The organism is Allonocardiopsis opalescens (genome assembly GCF_003002095.1).
GTDB lineage: Bacteria > Actinomycetota > Actinomycetes > Streptosporangiales > Streptosporangiaceae > Allonocardiopsis > Allonocardiopsis opalescens.
On sequence record NZ_PVZC01000007.1, the window covers coordinates 446,544 to 462,643 of the forward strand.

The 16,100-nt window shown below is 73.0% G+C and carries 12 protein-coding genes; 9 read left to right on the plus strand and 3 right to left on the minus strand.

From position 1 onward, the window contains the following. Nucleotides 1-53: 53 nt before the first annotated feature. Both CLV72_RS23720 and CLV72_RS23725 read left to right on the plus strand, forming a co-directional pair. Nucleotides 54-812 carry a VIT1/CCC1 transporter family protein gene (locus CLV72_RS23720; protein WP_106250390.1) on the plus strand — a complete coding sequence of 253 codons (759 nt, stop codon included), beginning with the start codon at nt 54-56 and terminating at the stop codon, nt 810-812. Nucleotides 813-1,009: 197 nt separating this feature from the next. Then, nucleotides 1,010-1,465 (plus strand): ATP-binding protein, encoded by a 456-nt coding sequence (locus tag CLV72_RS23725; protein WP_170141087.1) that lies wholly within the window; start codon nt 1,010-1,012, stop codon nt 1,463-1,465. A 175-nt stretch (nt 1,466-1,640) separates the two neighbouring features. On the opposite strand, the gene CLV72_RS23730 is transcribed toward CLV72_RS23725, so the two are convergent. Both CLV72_RS23730 and CLV72_RS23735 read right to left on the minus strand, forming a co-directional pair. Next, complete coding sequence (locus CLV72_RS23730) at nt 1,641-3,389, minus strand: glycoside hydrolase family 6 protein (RefSeq protein WP_106250395.1); 1,749 nt, start codon at nt 3,387-3,389, stop codon at nt 1,641-1,643. A gap of 477 nt (nt 3,390-3,866) precedes the next feature. Continuing rightward, nucleotides 3,867-4,904 carry a LacI family DNA-binding transcriptional regulator gene (locus CLV72_RS23735; RefSeq protein WP_245930398.1) on the minus strand — a complete coding sequence of 346 codons (1,038 nt, stop codon included), beginning with the start codon at nt 4,902-4,904 and terminating at the stop codon, nt 3,867-3,869. 187 nt (nt 4,905-5,091) lie between these two features. Between CLV72_RS23735 and CLV72_RS23740 the strand changes: the two genes are divergently transcribed. From CLV72_RS23740 to gndA, 7 genes are all read left to right on the plus strand, one after another. Continuing rightward, nucleotides 5,092-6,894 (plus strand): glycoside hydrolase family 2 protein, encoded by a 1,803-nt coding sequence (locus CLV72_RS23740; protein WP_211303070.1) that lies wholly within the window; start codon nt 5,092-5,094, stop codon nt 6,892-6,894. A gap of 268 nt (nt 6,895-7,162) precedes the next feature. Beyond that, the gene (locus CLV72_RS23745; protein ID WP_106250398.1) at nt 7,163-8,527 is read left to right on the plus strand and encodes an extracellular solute-binding protein; all 1,365 of its coding nucleotides are present in this window, start codon (nt 7,163-7,165) and stop codon (nt 8,525-8,527) included. Beyond that, nucleotides 8,527-9,474, plus strand: a complete 948-nt coding sequence (locus tag CLV72_RS23750) for a carbohydrate ABC transporter permease (RefSeq protein ID WP_106250399.1) — start codon at nt 8,527-8,529, stop codon at nt 9,472-9,474. Before CLV72_RS23745 ends, CLV72_RS23750 begins: the two co-directional genes overlap by 1 nt. Next, nucleotides 9,471-10,400, plus strand: a complete 930-nt coding sequence (locus CLV72_RS23755) for a carbohydrate ABC transporter permease (RefSeq protein ID WP_106250401.1) — start codon at nt 9,471-9,473, stop codon at nt 10,398-10,400. Before CLV72_RS23750 ends, CLV72_RS23755 begins: the two co-directional genes overlap by 4 nt. 175 nt (nt 10,401-10,575) lie before the next feature. Then, nucleotides 10,576-12,024, plus strand: a complete 1,449-nt coding sequence (locus CLV72_RS23760; RefSeq protein ID WP_245930399.1) for a glycoside hydrolase family 43 protein — start codon at nt 10,576-10,578, stop codon at nt 12,022-12,024. A 70-nt stretch (nt 12,025-12,094) separates the two neighbouring features. Continuing rightward, complete coding sequence (locus CLV72_RS23765; protein ID WP_106250406.1) at nt 12,095-12,628, plus strand: hypothetical protein; 534 nt, start codon at nt 12,095-12,097, stop codon at nt 12,626-12,628. A gap of 222 nt (nt 12,629-12,850) precedes the next feature. Then, entirely contained in the window at nt 12,851-14,287 is a 1,437-nt protein-coding gene (gene gndA, locus CLV72_RS23770) for an NADP-dependent phosphogluconate dehydrogenase (protein ID WP_106250408.1), read from the plus strand. Nucleotides 14,288-14,356: 69 nt separating this feature from the next. Here gndA and CLV72_RS31870 read toward each other — a convergent pair whose 3' ends face one another. Further along, nucleotides 14,357-15,958 carry an ABC transporter permease gene (locus CLV72_RS31870; RefSeq protein ID WP_146159541.1) on the minus strand — a complete coding sequence of 534 codons (1,602 nt, stop codon included), beginning with the start codon at nt 15,956-15,958 and terminating at the stop codon, nt 14,357-14,359. Nucleotides 15,959-16,100 lie beyond the last annotated feature (142 nt).

Consider the following 16,100-nt stretch of genomic DNA (forward strand, 5'->3'; position numbering starts at 1 on the left):
GCCGCGCGGCCCCGGGCTCCGGAAGCAGCCGGTCGCCACCCTAAAGTGGGCACATGTCCGATTCACCTCCTGAGTCCACCGAGCCGGACGGCGGGCCGGCCGCCGGCACCGCGGCCGGTCACCACCAGGGTGAGCCACACACCGACCGCCTTGAGGAGCGGTTGAACTGGCTGCGGGCCGGGGTGCTCGGGGCCAATGACGGCATCATCTCCACGGCCGGGCTGGTGGTCGGCGTGGCGGGGGCGTCCACCGATCGCGCCGCCGTGCTGATCGCGGGGCTGGCCGGACTGGTGGCCGGAGCGCTGTCGATGGCCGGGGGCGAGTACACCTCGGTGAGCGCGCAGCGCGACACCGAGCGGGCCGCGCTGGACAAGGAGCGCTGGGAGCTGCGGCAGATGCCGGGCGCCGAACTGGACGAGCTGACCGCCATCTACCGCGACAAGGGACTCTCCCCCGAGCTGGCCCGCGAGGTGGCCGAGCAGCTCAGCTCACGCGACGCCCTGGCCGCGCACGCCGAGGCCGAGCTGGGGATCGACCCCGAGCAGCAGGTGAACCCCTGGCACGCCGCGATCTCGTCCTTCGTCTCCTTCTCCCTCGGCGCGCTGCTGCCGCTGCTGGCCATCGTGCTGCCGCCGGTGGAGGCGCGGGTGCCGGTCACCTTCGCCGCCGTGGTGGCCGCCCTCGCGCTCACCGGCTTCACCGCCGCGCGCCTCGGCCGGGCCCCGGTGGGCCGGGCGGTGCTGCGCAATGTGCTGGTCAGCCTGGTCACGATGGCCGCCGCCTTCGCCGTCGGCCTGCTCATCGGCGGCTGAGCGCCGCGCGCTTCACGGTCATCGCCGCGGCCCTCCCGCCCGCCATGTCCGTTCTCCAGCGATTCGCGAGCCGCGTGACGCATGGTCACCATATCCGCGTGGCCTGCGCACTCGCGCCGATATTCGTACGGAACGCCGTAGTGGGTAGCACCGTCCGAGAAGCGCGGCCAAGCAGCGGATGGGACGGAGCTGACGACATGTCGAACCTCGCCCTCCGGAACTCGGACCGGCTCCGGCACGAGGCGGACGCCGCCGCGACCTTCCGCGGCACGATCGCGGCGGTGCCCGACGCGCGCCGCTGGACGCGGCGGATGCTCGCCCACGCGGGTGTGCCCGCCGACGTGGCCGACACGGCGCTGCTGCTCGTCTCCGAGCTGGCCGCGAACGCCGTCCGGCACACCCGCTCCGGTGAGCCGGGCGGGCGCTTCCGGCTGCGGGTGCGCTGCGCCGCGGGCGCCGTGCGGGTGGAGTGCGACGACCAGGGCGGCCGCGACGGCGCCCGCCCCCGCTACACCATGAGCGCCCCCGACGCCGTCGGCGGCCGCGGGCTCGCGCTGGTGGCCCGGCTGTCGGCCGCCTACGGGCACCGCACCGCCCCCTCGGGCGGCACCGCGCACGTCGAGCTGCGCTGGCCGGCGCCGTCCCGGACGTGAAAACGGCGCCCGTACCGGTCTTGGGGGGAGACCGGCACGGGCGCCGCCGTCATGGTGGGTGAGCGCGGCCACCCGGCCGCCGGCCGCCACCCGGGAAGGCGGGGAGACCTTCCCGGGACGGCGGGAGCGGCGGCGGGTCCCGGTGTCCGCTCACCACCGGGTCGACCCGTCCTGGTTACAGGGGCGGGTAGGCGTTGGCCAGCAGCTCGCGGAACTGGGCGGAGAACCAGTGCCCGGACAGCGGCGCGTCAGGCAGGGCGCCCGACATGTTGTAGCCGTTGCGGGCGTTGCCCTCGTACGTCGGGTCGCACATCCGGTCGAAGCCCCGGCCTTCGGGGTTCTCGATGAAGCGGCTGGAGCCGTCGGACTCACCCGGCGGCTTCATCCACACGTAGGCGTCGATCCCGGGCTCGGGGTTGGCCTGCGGGCGCTCGCCGAGGCCGGCACCGGACTGGTTGCACCAGTTGCCCAGGTGAATGCGGCGGTCGTAGCGGCCGCCGTCGACGTAGGCGTCGACGCTGGTCGTCGGGCCGGGGCCGTCGGGCCGGTCGGGTCCGCCCCAGCCGTTGCGGGAGGTGTCGATCAGCATGCCGATGCCGGAGTCGAAGCCGACGCTGACCAGCTCCTGGCGCAGGGCCTGGGCGAAGGACAGCTCGTCGATGTAGTTGTTCCAGTCGACCCAGCTGGACTGGCGCACCGGGGTGCCGGCGATGGTCTCGCCGATGCGGAAGTTCTCCTCCCGCAGGGCCGAGTAGTTGGCCGTGTTGGCGATGAAGCCGTGCACGTCCGACGGCTGGGCGCCGGCGGCGTTGGCGGCCTGGTAGAACAGCTCGGCGCTGGGCCGGAAGTTGCTCTCCCAGCCGATCCAGCCGTGGTGGCCGGCGTCCACGTAGTTGTAGACGTTGGGGATCGCGCCGAGGGTGGCGAGCGCGTAGCCCACACCGTTGACGTAGTTGCCGTTGCGCAGCATCTCGTCGCACTCGGGCGTCGCGGTCTCGCGGCTGCCGGTGTTGGTGACCAGGTTCGGCAGCGAGTCGATCTCAATCGTCGTCACGATCCGCAGGTCGGCGTAGGCCGGGTCCGACATGATCTCGGCGATCGGGTCGATGTACTCGTTGCGGTACCGGTCGATCTCGTGCGGTTCCAGCTCGCCGTTGGAGGCCAGCGCGGCGCAGTCGCGGCCGGGCAGGTTGTAGATGACGACCTGGATCACGTCGGCGCCCTGGCTGACCGCCTCGTCGAGGTGGTCGCGCAGGCCCATGTCACCGGTGGTCGGGCTGCCGTTGCCCTCGATCGCGCTGATCCGGTCCAGCCAGACACCGGTCGGCTGGTCGGCGATCGCGTCGCCGCCGGGCTCGTTGGAGGCGTTCTCCGACCAGATCGGGTTCACGTAGACCTGGGCGCCGGCGTAGGGGTTGTCGACCCTGCTGCCGGTCGGGGGGTCGGTCGGGTCCGGCGGGTCCGTCGGGCCGCCGGGGCCGGTGCTGCCGTCGCACACGGTGCCGTTGAGCGTGAACTCGGTGGGCACGGCGTTGCTGCCGGAGTAGGTGCCGTTGAAGCCGAAGCTCACCGTGGAGTTGGTCCCCAGGGTGCCGTTCCAGCTGGCGTTGCGGACGGACACGTGCGCGCCGGACTGGGTGTGGGTGCTGCTCCAGGTCTGGCTCACCTGCTGGTTCCCGGCGAAGTCCCACTCCAGGTTCCAGGTGCTCAGCGGGTCGCCGAGGTTGGTGATGGTCACGTTGGCGGTGAAGCCGTTGCCCCACTGGTTCGCGATCGTGTAGTCGACGTCACATCCGGGTGCCGCGCTGGCCGCGGAGGTCGCCGCGACCGTCATGCCGGCGCCCAGGGCGACCACCGCCGTTGACGCGGCCACGCCGCGCCACAGCCGCGATCGCCGTGCGGCGGTCAGCGGATTCCATTGCATTCGGGTACTCCTAAGATGATCTTCGGACGTTCACTGTCCTTGATGGGGGTAAAAACGGACAGAGAAGTTCCAGCCGGGGCCGACCAATGGCCGCCTGCGAAGACGGGCGTGCGTGAATAAGCCCAGCTACCTGGGGTTTCGCCTCGGAGACGGCGGAAAACGCGCGGTGGGACCTCCCGATCGAGCGAGGAACGGAATGGCCGGACGCGTGGGCTCCACTCCGGTATGGGAGCGCTCCCACACGCTGAATATAACCCTGGGGAAACGTCGTTGAAAAGATGGAGATATTTAAATCTTTTTCCAGCGACCGCAATTGATCACGCACCGGATCGCCTCCGTGCGGCCACGGCCGGACGGGGACGGCCCCACCCATGTCAGCGGCGCGCGATCCGCCACGGATCACTCACTGTCCGCAATCGGACGGGCCGATATGTGGATTACGGACGTGTTCCGGCTGGCGGGACACTCCCGCGTCCGCTAGCGGGCCCCGCCTCCGGCCGTGCTCTCGCGGACACGCAGCTCATACGGCACGACGACCTCGCGCGGCGGCAGCTCGGCGCCCGAGCGCGCGGCGTGGATCCGGCTCTCCAGCAGCTCGACCGCCTCGCGGGCCAGCCTGGCCTTGTCGGGCGCGACGGTGGTCAGCGTGGGCACGCTGTATCGGCTGGCGTCGATGTCGTCGAAGCCGGCCACCGCGACGTCGTCGGGCACCCGAACCCCCGCGGTGTGCAGGGTGCGGATCGCGCCGAGCGCGATGTGGTCGTTGAGGCAGAGCAGGGCGTCGGGCAGCGGGCGCGGCCCGGCCAGCAGCTCGGCGGCGAGGTCGGCGCCGTCCTGCCAGTAGAAGTCGGCGGCCGGCATGATCAGCCGCTCGTCGACGGGCAGCCCGGCGGCGGCCAGCGCGTCCAGGTGGCCGCGCGCCCGCAGTTGGGCGGTGCCGATCTTCTCGTCCAGGCGCCCGCCGAGCACCGCGATGCGGCGCCGACCCAGGGCGAGCAGGTGCTCGGTGGCCTCGCGAGCGGCCGCGGCGTTGTCGATGGCGACGTGGTCGTGCAGCCCCGGCACGTTCTGCTCGCCGAGCAGCACCATGGGCAGCCGGGCCTGGTACTCGCGCAGGTCGGCATGGGACATGGCCAGCGGGCTGAAGATCAGGCCGTCCACGAAGTCGGCGGCGAAGCCGCCGAGCGCGTCGAGTTCGCGCTCGCGGCGGGCCTCGGTCTGGTGCACCAGCACGGTGCGGGAGCGCTCCTCGGCCTCGCGGACGATGTTGTTGGCGATCTCGCCGAAGTAGCCGACGCTGAGCATCGGCAGCGCCAGCGCGATGATGCCGGTGCGGCCGCTCCTGAGGTGGCGCCCGGCGAGGTTCACCCGGTAGTCGAGCTGCGCGATCGCCTCGCGGACGGCGCTGCGGGTCTTCTCGGTGACGTAGGGGTAGTCGTTGATGACATTGGAGACGGTCTTCTCCGACACCCCGGCGAGCCGGGCGACGTCCTTGATGCGGGGCCTGCTCGCCACTTCCACCTCCGTATCCCCTCGAATCCTAGTGCGTGGCAGGGCGTGGCGGATCAGGCATTTACATCGATGTAAAAACGTGCTGCCATGGCTCTTGCGCCCGGAGGCGGCCGCTGGCCGCCGCCGGGAGCGCGGCCTTCGGCCCGTCCGGACCGCCGCCGACCCGTCTCCGACATGCGAGGAGTAGCCCGTGCCCATCGAGGCGCCCGCCGTTCCCCGGCCCGAGTACCCGAGGCCGCAGTTCGCCCGCCCCGACTGGCTCTGCCTGAACGGCGAGTGGCAGTACGAGGCCGACCGGGGCGACAGCGGCCTTGAGCGCGGCCTGCGCGAGGCCGAGCTGTCCGGCCGGATCACGGTGCCGTTCTGCCCGGAGTCGGAGCTGTCCGGCGTCGGCGACACCGACTTCCTGGAGGCGGTCTGGTACCGGCGCACGGTGACCGTGCCGGCGGAGTGGACCGGCCGGCGGGTGCTGCTGCACTTCCAGGCCGTCGACTACGACACCACCGTCTGGGTCAACGGCGTCGAGGTGGCCAGGCACCGGGGCGGCTTCACCCCGTTCACCGCCGAGCTGCACGGAGTGGCGGCGCCGGGCGAGGAGGCGGTGATCGTGGTGCGGGCGCGCGACTCCCGGCACGGCCCGCAGGCCCGCGGCAAGCAGGCGACCTGGTACGCCAACACGCACTGCTTCTACACCAGGACCACCGGCATCTGGCAGACGGTCTGGCTGGAGCCGGTGCCCGAGGCGCACCTGCGCCGCCCCCGCATTACCCCCGACCTGGCCGGCGGCGCCTTCCACCTGGTGCTGCCGCTGTCGGCCACCCGGCCCGGGCACCGGGTGCGCGCGGTGCTGGCCGACGGCGCGGGCGAGGTGGCGGCCGCCGAGGCGCCCGCCGACCGCGACTTCGCCCCGCGGCTGACGCTGGCCGTGCCCGAGGAGCGGCGGCGGCTGTGGTCGCCCGAGGACCCGCACCTGTACCGGCTGCGGCTCGAACTGCTGGACGGCACCGGCCGGGTGGTCGACACGGCCGACAGCTACGCCGGGCTGCGCTCGGTGACGATCGAGGGCAGGGCCGTGCTGCTCAACGGGCGGCGCGTCTTCCAGCGGCTCGTGCTCGACCAGGGCTACTACCCGGACGGGCTGATGACGGCGCCCACCGAGGAGGCCCTGGTCGCCGACATCGAACTCGGGCTACGGGCCGGCTTCAACGGCGCCCGGCTGCACCAGAAGGTCTTCGAGGAGCGCTTCCTGTACCACGCCGACCGGCTCGGCTACCTGGTGTGGGGCGAGTTCGGCGACTGGGGCTGCGGTGTGGACGGGCACACCTCCGGCGCCAACCAGCAGCCGGACGCCTCCTACGTGGCGCAGTGGCTGGAGGCGCTGGAGCGCGACTACTCCCATCCGTCGATCGTCGGCTGGTGCCCGCTGAACGAGACCTACCAGCGGCTGCACGACCGCACCACCCCGCTGGACGACGTGACCCGGGCGATGTTCCTGGCCACCAAGGCGATGGACCAGACCAGGCCGGTGATCGACGCCTCGGGCTACTCCCACCGGGTGCCCGAGACCGACGTCTACGACTCGCACAGCTACGAGCAGGACCCCGACGCCTTCCGCGCCCAGATGGCCGGGCTGGCCGAGGGCAGGCCGCACGTCAACGAGGGCCCCGGCTTCCCCTGGTCGCTGCCCTACCGGGGCCAGCCGTACTTCTGCAGCGAGTTCGGCGGGATCTGGTGGCGCCCCGGCGCCGGCGAGAGCGAGGGCTCCTGGGGCTACGGCGAGCGGCCGCGCGATGTCGAGGAGTTCTACCGGCGCTTCGAGGGGCTGGTGGCGGTGCTGCTGGACGACCCCGGCATGTTCGGCTACTGCTACACGCAGCTGACCGACGTCTTCCAGGAGCAGAACGGCCTGTACGGCTTCGACCGGAGCGAGAAGCTCGACATCGGCAGGATCAGCGCCGCGCAGCGCCGCACCGCCGCGTACGAACGCGGCTGACGGGCGCCGCCCGACCGACCGCGCCACTCCCCCGCCCCGCACGGCCGAGCCGTGCGGGGCGCTGCCATGCCTACGCACGGCGATCATCTGATCGAAATCGATCACAACCGGTCAAGTTCGGACGCGATCTATTTACACGCGCTCTACATCGATGTAAGCATGTCGCAATCGACGTAGCAGGGGTCACACGGGCACGTGATCAGCGGCCGTTCGCGCAGGTCGGCGAGGAGCGGACGGTCATCGTCCCGTGCGGTGGAGGAGGACGCGGATGGCAGGACGACCCGGCGGCGCGGGCGTACCGCCCGGCCCGCTCGGACGCCCGCTGAGTAGGCGCGGACTGATCGCGGGCGGTCTCGCGCTCGCCGGAACGGTCGGCCTCGGCGGCGCACTGGCCGGCTGCGGCGCCGGCGGTGCCGGCGCGCAGAGCAGGATCCGGTTCTGGAGCCCGCTCACCGGCGGTGACGGCGCGCTGATGGAGGAGATGATCGCGGCCGTGGAGCGGCGGGCGGCCGAGATCGACGTGGACTCCACCGTGCTGGCCTGGGGACCGCCGTACTACACCAAGCTCGCCATGTCGTCGGTCGGCGGCCGCGCCCCCGAGGTGGGGGTGATGCACCTGTCCCGGCTGACCGGCTACGCCCCCGGCGGGCTGCTGCACCCCTTCGACCTGGGCATGCTGGCGGAGTTCGGCCTCACCGAGGACCAGCTCAACGCCGGGCTGCGCTCGCGGTCCACCCACGACGGCGAGGTCTACGCCATCCCGCTGGACAGCCATCCGTTCATCGCCTTCTACGACACCGACATCGCCGACCGGGCCGGGCTGCTGGACACCGACGGGCGGCTGCGCGAGTTCGAGTCGCCCGAGGACTTCGTCGCGGCGAGCCGCGAGCTGGCGGCGGCCAGCGGTGACCAGGGCGTCGCCTTCGGCTACGTCAACGACGACTCCCAGTCCTGGCGGCTGTTCCTGACCCTCTACACCCAGGCGGGCGCCACCATCGAGTTCCCGCCCGGTGGCGAGCCCGTCTTCGACCCGGACGCCGCGCTGCGGGTCTTCCGCTTCCTCGCCGAACTGCTCGACGGGCAGAGCTCCCCCAACAACCTCGACTACTTCGGCGCGCTGGCCGGTTTCGCCGACGGACGCGCGGGCGTGCTGTTCACCGGCGAGTGGGAGCTGCCCTACCTGCGTGAGACGCAGCTGGCGCTGGGCGCGGCACCGTTCCCGACCATCTTCGAGCAGCCCGCCAACTACGCCGACGCGCACGCCTTCGTGCTGCCCAGGCAGTCCGAGCCCGACCCCGAGCGGGTGCGCGCCACGCACCGCTTCGTCGCGCTGATCCTCCGGGAATCCCTGACCTGGGCGCAGGCCGGGCACATCCCCGCCTACCTGCCGATCCTGGAGCTGCCCGAGTACGGGGAGCTGCGACCCCAGGTCGACTACGCGGTCGCGGGCGAGCGCGTCGTCCTCGACCCGCCCGCCTGGTTCGCCGGCGCGGGATCGGAGTTCCACACCCAGACGACCGGCGCCATGAGCACCGCGCTGACCGGCGCCGGCCCCGAGGCCGCCGTCGAGCAGCTGTCCGGGGTGCTGACCGCGTTCGCGAACCGCCAGAACCCGACGGAGGGAGACCGCTGATGGCCGCCGCCCCACCCGTCACCGCGGCGGCCGCGCCGCGCCCCCGGTCCGCCGCACCGCCGGCCGCCGTTCCGCTGTGGCAGCGGGTCCGCGACTCCGGCTGGGCCTTCCTGCTGCCCTTCCTGCTCGTCTACGGCGCCTTCCTGCTCTGGCCGCTGCTGTACGGGCTGTGGCTGAGCCTCACCGACACCTCGCTCGTCGGCGGCGGCGGGGACCTGGTCGGCCTGGCCAACTACGCCGAGGCGCTGACCGACCCGATGGTGTGGCACACGCTCGGCAACACCGTCTACTTCACCCTGATCAGCACGGTCCCGCTGGTGCTGCTGGCGCTGGTGATGGCGCTGCTCGTGCACAGCGGGCTGCCGGGGCAGTGGCTGTGGCGGCTGTCGTTCTTCGCGCCCTTCCTGCTGCCGGTGGCGACCGTCGCGCTGGTCTGGCAGTGGCTGTTCCAGGGCGACTTCGGCTTCGTCAACCAGATGCTGGCCGGGCTGGGCTCCGAGGGCGTGGGCTGGCTGTCGGACCCGGCGGTGGCGATGTGGTCGATCGCGATCACCACGGTGTGGTGGACGGTCGGCTTCAACTTCCTGCTCTACCTGGCCGCGCTGCAATCGGTGCCCGACCACCTGTACGAGGCGGCCGCCATCGACGGCGCCGGGGCGTGGTCGCGGCTGTGGTCGATCACCCTGCCGCAGCTGCGCGGCACCACCGGGATCGTGGTCGTGCTCCAGCTGCTGGCCTCCATGAAGGTCTTCGACCAGATCTACATCATGACCAACGGCGGCCCGGACGACGCCACCACCCCGGTGCTGCTGCACGTCTACGACGTGGGCTTCACCGGTTACCGCATCGGCTACGGCGCGGCCATCTCGTTCCTGTTCCTGGCAATCGTGGTCGCGGTCTCCCTCGCCCAGCTCTGGTTCACCGCGCGCAGGAGGGCACAGCGATGAGCACCACCCTTGAGGCGGCCGTCCCCGCCGGACTCGCCCGGCGCGAGCGCGTGCGGCAGCGGCGCGAGGAGAACCGCAAGCGGCGGGCGCTCTCCCTCGGCCCCGGCCCCGTCCCCCGCGTGCTGGGCATGGCGGCGCTCACGCTGATGGCGGCGGTGTGGCTGCTGCCCTTCGCCTGGGCGCTGGTCACCTCGTTCAAGACGGAGCCGGACGCGATCGCGCTGCCGCTGAGCTGGATCCCCGCCGGCGGCTTCACCCTGGAGCAGTACGCGAGCCTGTTCGCGACCGGCAACATCCAGCGCTGGATGGTCAACAGCCTCGTGGTGGCGGTGGGCGTCACTGCGCTGACTGTGGTGGTGTCGGCGCTGGCCGCCTACGCGTTCTCGCGCACAATCTTCCGGGGGCGGCGGGTGCTGTTCTGGTGCACCGTCGCCGCCATCATGGTGCCGCCGCAGCTGATGATCGTGCCGCTGTTCCAGCAGATGGTGGGCTGGAACCTGGCCGACACCTACTGGGCGGTGATCCTGCCGCAGGTGGTGGCGCCGGTGATGGTCTTCATCCTCAAGCGCTTCTTCGACCGGATCCCGCGCGAGCTGGAGGAGGCGGCGCGGATGGACGGCGCGGGCAACTGGCGGGTGCTGTGGTCGGTGGTGCTGCCGCTGTCGCGCCCGATCCTGGCCGCCGTGGCGATCTTCGTGTTCATCAGCGCCTGGAACAACTTCCTGTGGCCGTTCATCGTCATCAGCGACCCCGACCTGATGACGCTGCCGGTGGGCATCCCCAACGTGCTCAGCGCCTACGGCACCGTGTACGCGCAGAACATGGCGGCGTCCATGGTGGCGGCGGCGCCGATGGTGCTGGTCTTCATGCTCTTCCAGCGCCAGATCGTCAGCAGTGTGGCCACCACCGGGCTGGGCGGGCAGTGACGCTCAGGGGCCGGGCGGGGCGATTGGGCCTGTACGACCCCATTACATCGATGTAAGACGGTATACGCAACGCTGGACTCGGTGACGGGATGTGACCATGGGTGCTGCACGGGAATCGAGGACCGGACGACCGCGTCGCCGGGGCCGGCGGCTCGCGGGGATCGTACTGGCGGCGGTGGCGCTGGCCGGGCTGGTGGCGGCGCCGTCGGCGGCGCAGCCCCCGCCGGCCGAACCCGTCCGGGCGGCCCCCGCGGAGTTCCGCAACCCGCTCAACCGGGGCGCCGACCCGACCATCGTCTACCACAACGACATGTACTACCTGTCGACCACCCAGGGCGACCGGCTGACCATCTGGCGCTCCCCCAGCCTCGCCGGGCTGGCCACGGCAGATCCGATCGACGTGTGGCGCGACAGCGACCCCAGCCGCAACACCGAGCTGTGGGCGCCGGCCCTGCACCGCTTCCCGCACGCCGACGGCGGCCACCGCTGGTACCTGTACTACACCGCCGCCGACAGCCGGATCTCCGACCCGGTCCAGCGCGACGCCAGCCACCGCCTGTACGTGCTGGAGTCGGCCGGCGACGACCCCGCCGGGCCCTACACCTTCCGCGGCCGCATCGCCGACTTCGGCGTCTACGCCATCGACGGCGAGCCGATCATGCACAACGGGCGGCCGTACTTCGTGTGGAGCAGCCCCGGCCGCGGCTTCTCCGGCGGCCCCCAGCAGCTCTACATCGCCGAGATGAGCAACCCCTGGACCGTCACCGGCGGCCGCGTCGCCCTGCCCAATGACGGCGGCTGCCCCGAGGTGCGCGAAGGCCCCACCCCGCTCTACGGCGACGACGGCCGCACCTTCCTCACCTACTCCACCTGCGACACCGGCCGACCCGACTACCAGATCTGGTCCCTGTCGCTGCCCGACGGCGCGAACCCGATGAACGCGTCGGCGTGGACCCAGCTGCCCGGCCCGCTGTTCTCCCGCAACGACGCGGCCGGCGTGTGGGGCCCCGGCCACCACTTCTTCTTCCGCTCCCCCGACGGCACCGAGGACTGGATCGCCTACCACGCCAAGAACACGTCCACCTACACCTACAGCTACCGCACCACCCGGGCCCAGCGGATCGGCTGGAACGCCGACGGCACGCCGAACCTGGGCACCCCGCTGGCGGCCGGCGCGACCCAGGCGCTGCCCTCCGGCGACCCGGGCCCGGGCGCGGTGGCGATCAACGACTCCTGGACCGGCGGCGGCAATCTCCAGGTCTCCTACAGCGGCGGCTGGACCTACGGATCCACCTGCGGCAACAGCTGCTTCTACGGCGACGACCACTACACGGCCCAGGCCGGCGCCACCGCCACCTTCCGCTTCACCGGCACCCGGATCGCGCTGTACTCCTCGGTGGACACCGACCACGGCACCGCGACCTTCTCCATCGACGGCGGCCCCCCTTCGGCGCCGGTCAGCTTCTACAGCTCCATCCGCGTCGGCGAGCAGCCGGTGTACGTGAGCCCCCGGCTGGGACCGGGCTCGCACACCCTCACCGTCCGGGTGACCGGCGAGCACGTCCCCGCCGCGTCCGACGCGATCGTCACCGTGGACCGCGCCGAGGTCTACGGCAGTCCCTGACCGGAGGGGCGGGGCCGGTGGCAGGCCCCGCCCCTCCCCGTCCGGTCCGGAGCACGGCATCCTTGGGCGGGTGAGGGAGACCCGCGGTGCCCCGCGCCGCATCCGCCTGCCGGGCGTGCTCGCCGCCCCGGCCGCGTTCGTGCTCACCCTGCTCACCGCCGCCTGGTGGGTGGCGGACTTCCTGCTGGCGGACTCGGGGCCGTTCCGTGCGCTGCGGATCCGGTCCGAGCGCGGGTTCGGGCCGGACGGGCGGCCGCTGCTGGTGCTGCGGATCTCCAACCGCACCTTGCAGCGGACGACCGTCACCGACTTCGGCCTGTGCGAGCGCCGTCGGCCGCTGCGCGGTACTCCCCGGTGGGAGCGGACCGCCGCCGAGCTGACCTGGCACGGCGAGCGACCGCTGCCGTGGGAGCTGTCAGGCTGGGAGACCGAGGAGTGCACCGTCGACCTGGGGCCGGACGGCACGGGCCCCGGCGCGGACCTGCTCGCGGAGTCGCGCTGCTATGTGCGTGGCTCCTACGGGACCTTCAGGGGCGACGCCGAGGGCTTCCCGCCGCTGCGGCGCGGCTCCTACGGGTGGTGGCGCCGCCGGCTGGGCGGCTGACCACCCCGACCGCACGATACCGGCGCCGCGCCGCGCCGCGGCGTGGTCGGCCCGGTGCGCCGCAACTACGATGGCTTAGGGCTTTCCGGCCCCGCGCCACGGGAACACCGGCACATTCCCAGGCGGTTGGCTGACGTGGCGGCCGCCACCGCGAGAGGTGGCTCCCCGCGAGGAGGGCTCCGCCCGGCGGAGGCCCGGCCCACGACGACGGAGGACGACGAGATGGCGCAGCAGGCACGCATCGGGGTCACCGGACTGGCCGTGATGGGCCGCAACCTGGCCCGCAACTTCGCGCGGCACGGCCACCCCGTGGCCGTGCACAACCGCACCGCCGCGCGCACCAAGGCGCTGGTCGACGAGTTCGGGCACGAAGGCGACTTCATCCCGGCCGAGACGGCCGAGGAGTTCGTGGCGGCGCTGGAGCGGCCCCGGCGGCTGGTCATCATGGTGAAGGCGGGCGCGCCCACCGATGCGGTGATCGAGGAGTTCGCGCCGCTGCTCGAACCGGGCGACATGATCATCGACGGCGGCAACGCCCACTTCCTCGACACCCGCCGCCGCGAGGCCGCGCTACGCGAGCGGGGGCTGCACTTCGTCGGCACCGGCATCTCCGGCGGCGAGGAGGGCGCGCTGCACGGCCCGAGCATCATGCCGGGCGGCTCGGCGGAGGCGTACCAGACGCTCGGCCCGATGCTGGAGGACATCGCGGCCACCGTCGACGGCACCCCGTGCGTCACCCACGTCGGGCCCGACGGCGCCGGCCACTTCGTGAAGATGGTGCACAACGGCATCGAGTACGCCGACATGCAGCTGATCGCGGAGTCCTACGACCTGCTCCGGCACGGCCTGGGCCTGGAGCCCGCCGCGATCGCCGAGGTCTTCCGCACCTGGGACTCCGGCCGGCTCGACTCCTACCTGATCGAGATCACCGCCGAGGTGCTGGCGCACTCCGACGCCGCCACCGGCCGCCCCTTCGTGGACGTGGTGCTGGACCAGGCCGAGCAGAAGGGCACCGGCCGCTGGACGGTGCAGGGCGCGCTCGACCTCGGGGTGCCGGTGTCGGGTATCGCCGAGGCCGTGTTCTCGCGCTCGCTGTCGGGCCACGCCGACCTGCGCGCGGCCGCGCGCGGGCTGCCGGGCCCCTCCGGCGAGCGGCTGTCGGGCGCCGACGCCGAGCGCTTCGCCGACGACGTCGAGCAGGCGCTGTACGCGTCCAAGATCGTCGCCTACGCGCAGGGCTTCCACCAGATCCAGGCGGGCAGCGCCGAGTACGGCTGGAGCATCGACCCCGGCCAGGTCGCCACCATCTGGCGGGGCGGCTGCATCATCAGGGCCGTGTTCCTCAACCGGATCACCGACGCCTACCGCAAGAACCCCGAACTGGCCACCCTGCTGGTCGACGACCACTTCGCCGAGGCGCTCGGCGCGGCGCAGGACGCTTGGCGCCGGGTGGTGGCCACCGCGGCGCGGCTGGGCGTGCCCACCCCCGGCTTCGCCACCGCGCTCGCCTACTACGACGGCCTGCGCGCCGAGCGGCTGCCGGCCGCCCTCACCCAGGCGCAGCGCGACTTTTTCGGCGCGCACACCTACCGGCGCGCCGACCGCGACGGCGTCTTCCACACGCTGTGGGGCGGCGACCGCTCCGAGACGACCGCCTGATCCCGGCCACCGCCGTGCGGGGCGCCGGACCGGTCCGGCGCCCCGCACGCCCTCGTGGTTCGGGCGCGCTCAGGGGGTGAGGTCGCGGCGGCGGAAGCCCGCCAGCCCGGCCGCGCCGAGCGCCAGCGCGAGCGCGGTCAGCCCGGCCAGCGGCGGCGCGGCGCCGGCGGCGCCGTCGAACAGGATGTCGGGCGCCAGGTAGAAGGGCGAGGCCCACATCACCGCCGCGTCCACCAGCTGGAACTCCCCCAGCAGGTCGACCAGCAGCATCAGCCCGAACACGCTCCAGCTCACCGCGGCCGCCCACCGGGGCAGCAGTCCGAACAGCGCGACGGCCACGCCCGCGAGCACCCAGACGGCGGGCAGGTAGGCGAGGGCGGCCGCGAGCACGACCGGCACCCGCCCGGCCACGTCGTCCACGGCGGCGCCGTAGCCCAGCCCGGCGCCCAGGCCCAGCGCGGCCAGCAGCACGGCCGGGCCGGCCAGCGCGAAGAACACGTGGCTCCCGGCCCAGCGCAGCCGCCCGACCGGGGTGGACAGCAGCGCCTCCACCCGTCCGTCGGTCTCCTCCGTGCGCAGCCGCAGCGCGACCATGATCGCGTAACCGGCGACGACCTGGCTGAGCACGTACAGGACGAACTGGAAGAAGACCGTCGCCACGTCGGCGCCGCCGCCGATCGTGGCCGCCAGTGCGGCGAACTGCGGCGTGTCCAGCTGCTCGTCCAGCCCGTTGACGGCCTGGCCGAAGGCGATGCCCAGCAGGGCGGCGCCGGCCGCCCCGGCCAGCAGCGCGCCGCGCTGCATCCGCCAGGCGAGCGCGAGGGTGCCGCGCAGCGACGGCGGCGCGGCGGCCGGTCCCGACCGGGCGGGCAGCAGCCCGGCGGCCAGGTCGCGGCGGGCGGAGAGCGCGAAGGCGGCACCGGCCAGCGCCGCCGTCAGCGCGACGGAGGGCAGCAGCACCGCCCAGTCGTCCCCGGCGTAGGCGCGGGTGAGCCGCGCCCAGCCCATCGGGGAGGCCCAGGCCAGGCCGCCGAGGGCGGGATCGGAGTCGGCGACGGCGCGCATCGCGAAGAAGACCGCGACCGCGCCGACGCCCAGGCCGCGTGCGGTGCCCGCCCCCTGGGTGAGCTGGGCGGCGAGCGCCCCGACCGCGGCGAACACTCCGCCCGCCGCCGCCATGGACAGCCCCAGCAGCAGCGAACCGCCCACCGGCAGCCCGGTGGCGGCCAGCCCGGCCGCCGCCAGCAGTGCGAGCAGCAGGTTGCCGCCGAGCACGACGGCCAGTGCGGCGGCCGGCGGCGCGGCGCGTCCGACAACGGTGGCGCCGAGCAGTTCGCGGCGGCCCGCCGCCTCCTCGACGCGGGTGTGCCGGACGACCAGCAGCAGGCTGACCGTGCCGCCGATCAGCGCGCCGGACATGCCGACGGTCCAGGCGGTGAGGCCGCCCACGGTGGGCGCGAAGATCTGGCCGCGCATGGCCAGCTGCGCCGGGTTGGCCATGGCCTGCGCGGTGAAGGCGGCCAGTTCGGCCGGGGTGGTGTAGAGGCGGGTGGTGCTGACCGAGATCGACGCGGGCAGCGCCGCCGACAGCGCGATCCACAGCGGCAGCAGCACCCGGTCGCGGCGCAGGATGAGCCGGATCAGTCCGCCGGTCCCGGCGAAGGCGGTCATCGTGCCGCTTCCGCGGCACGGCGGTCGGCGTCGGCCGGACGGGCGGTGTAGTGGCGCATGAATAGTTGTTCGAGGGTGGGTGGTTGGGCGGTGATGGTGGTGATGCCGTGGGTGGTGAGGGTGGTGAGGATGGTGTTGAGGT

Bases quoted from the DNA above. Each gene is read 5' to 3' on its own strand.
- CLV72_RS23720 (WP_106250390.1), top strand. From the start codon at position 54: ATGTCCGATTCACCTCCTGAGTCCACCGAGCCGGACGGCGGGCCGGCC.
- CLV72_RS23725 (WP_170141087.1), top strand. From the start codon at position 1,010: ATGTCGAACCTCGCCCTCCGGAACTCGGACCGGCTCCGGCACGAGGCG.
- CLV72_RS23730 (WP_106250395.1), bottom strand. From the start codon at position 3,389: ATGCAATGGAATCCGCTGACCGCCGCACGGCGATCGCGGCTGTGGCGC.
- CLV72_RS23745 (WP_106250398.1), top strand. From the start codon at position 7,163: ATGGCAGGACGACCCGGCGGCGCGGGCGTACCGCCCGGCCCGCTCGGA.
- CLV72_RS23750 (WP_106250399.1), top strand. From the start codon at position 8,527: ATGGCCGCCGCCCCACCCGTCACCGCGGCGGCCGCGCCGCGCCCCCGG.
- CLV72_RS23755 (WP_106250401.1), top strand. From the start codon at position 9,471: ATGAGCACCACCCTTGAGGCGGCCGTCCCCGCCGGACTCGCCCGGCGC.
- gndA (WP_106250408.1), top strand. From the start codon at position 12,851: ATGGCGCAGCAGGCACGCATCGGGGTCACCGGACTGGCCGTGATGGGC.
- CLV72_RS31870 (WP_146159541.1), bottom strand. From the start codon at position 15,958: ATGACCGCCTTCGCCGGGACCGGCGGACTGATCCGGCTCATCCTGCGC.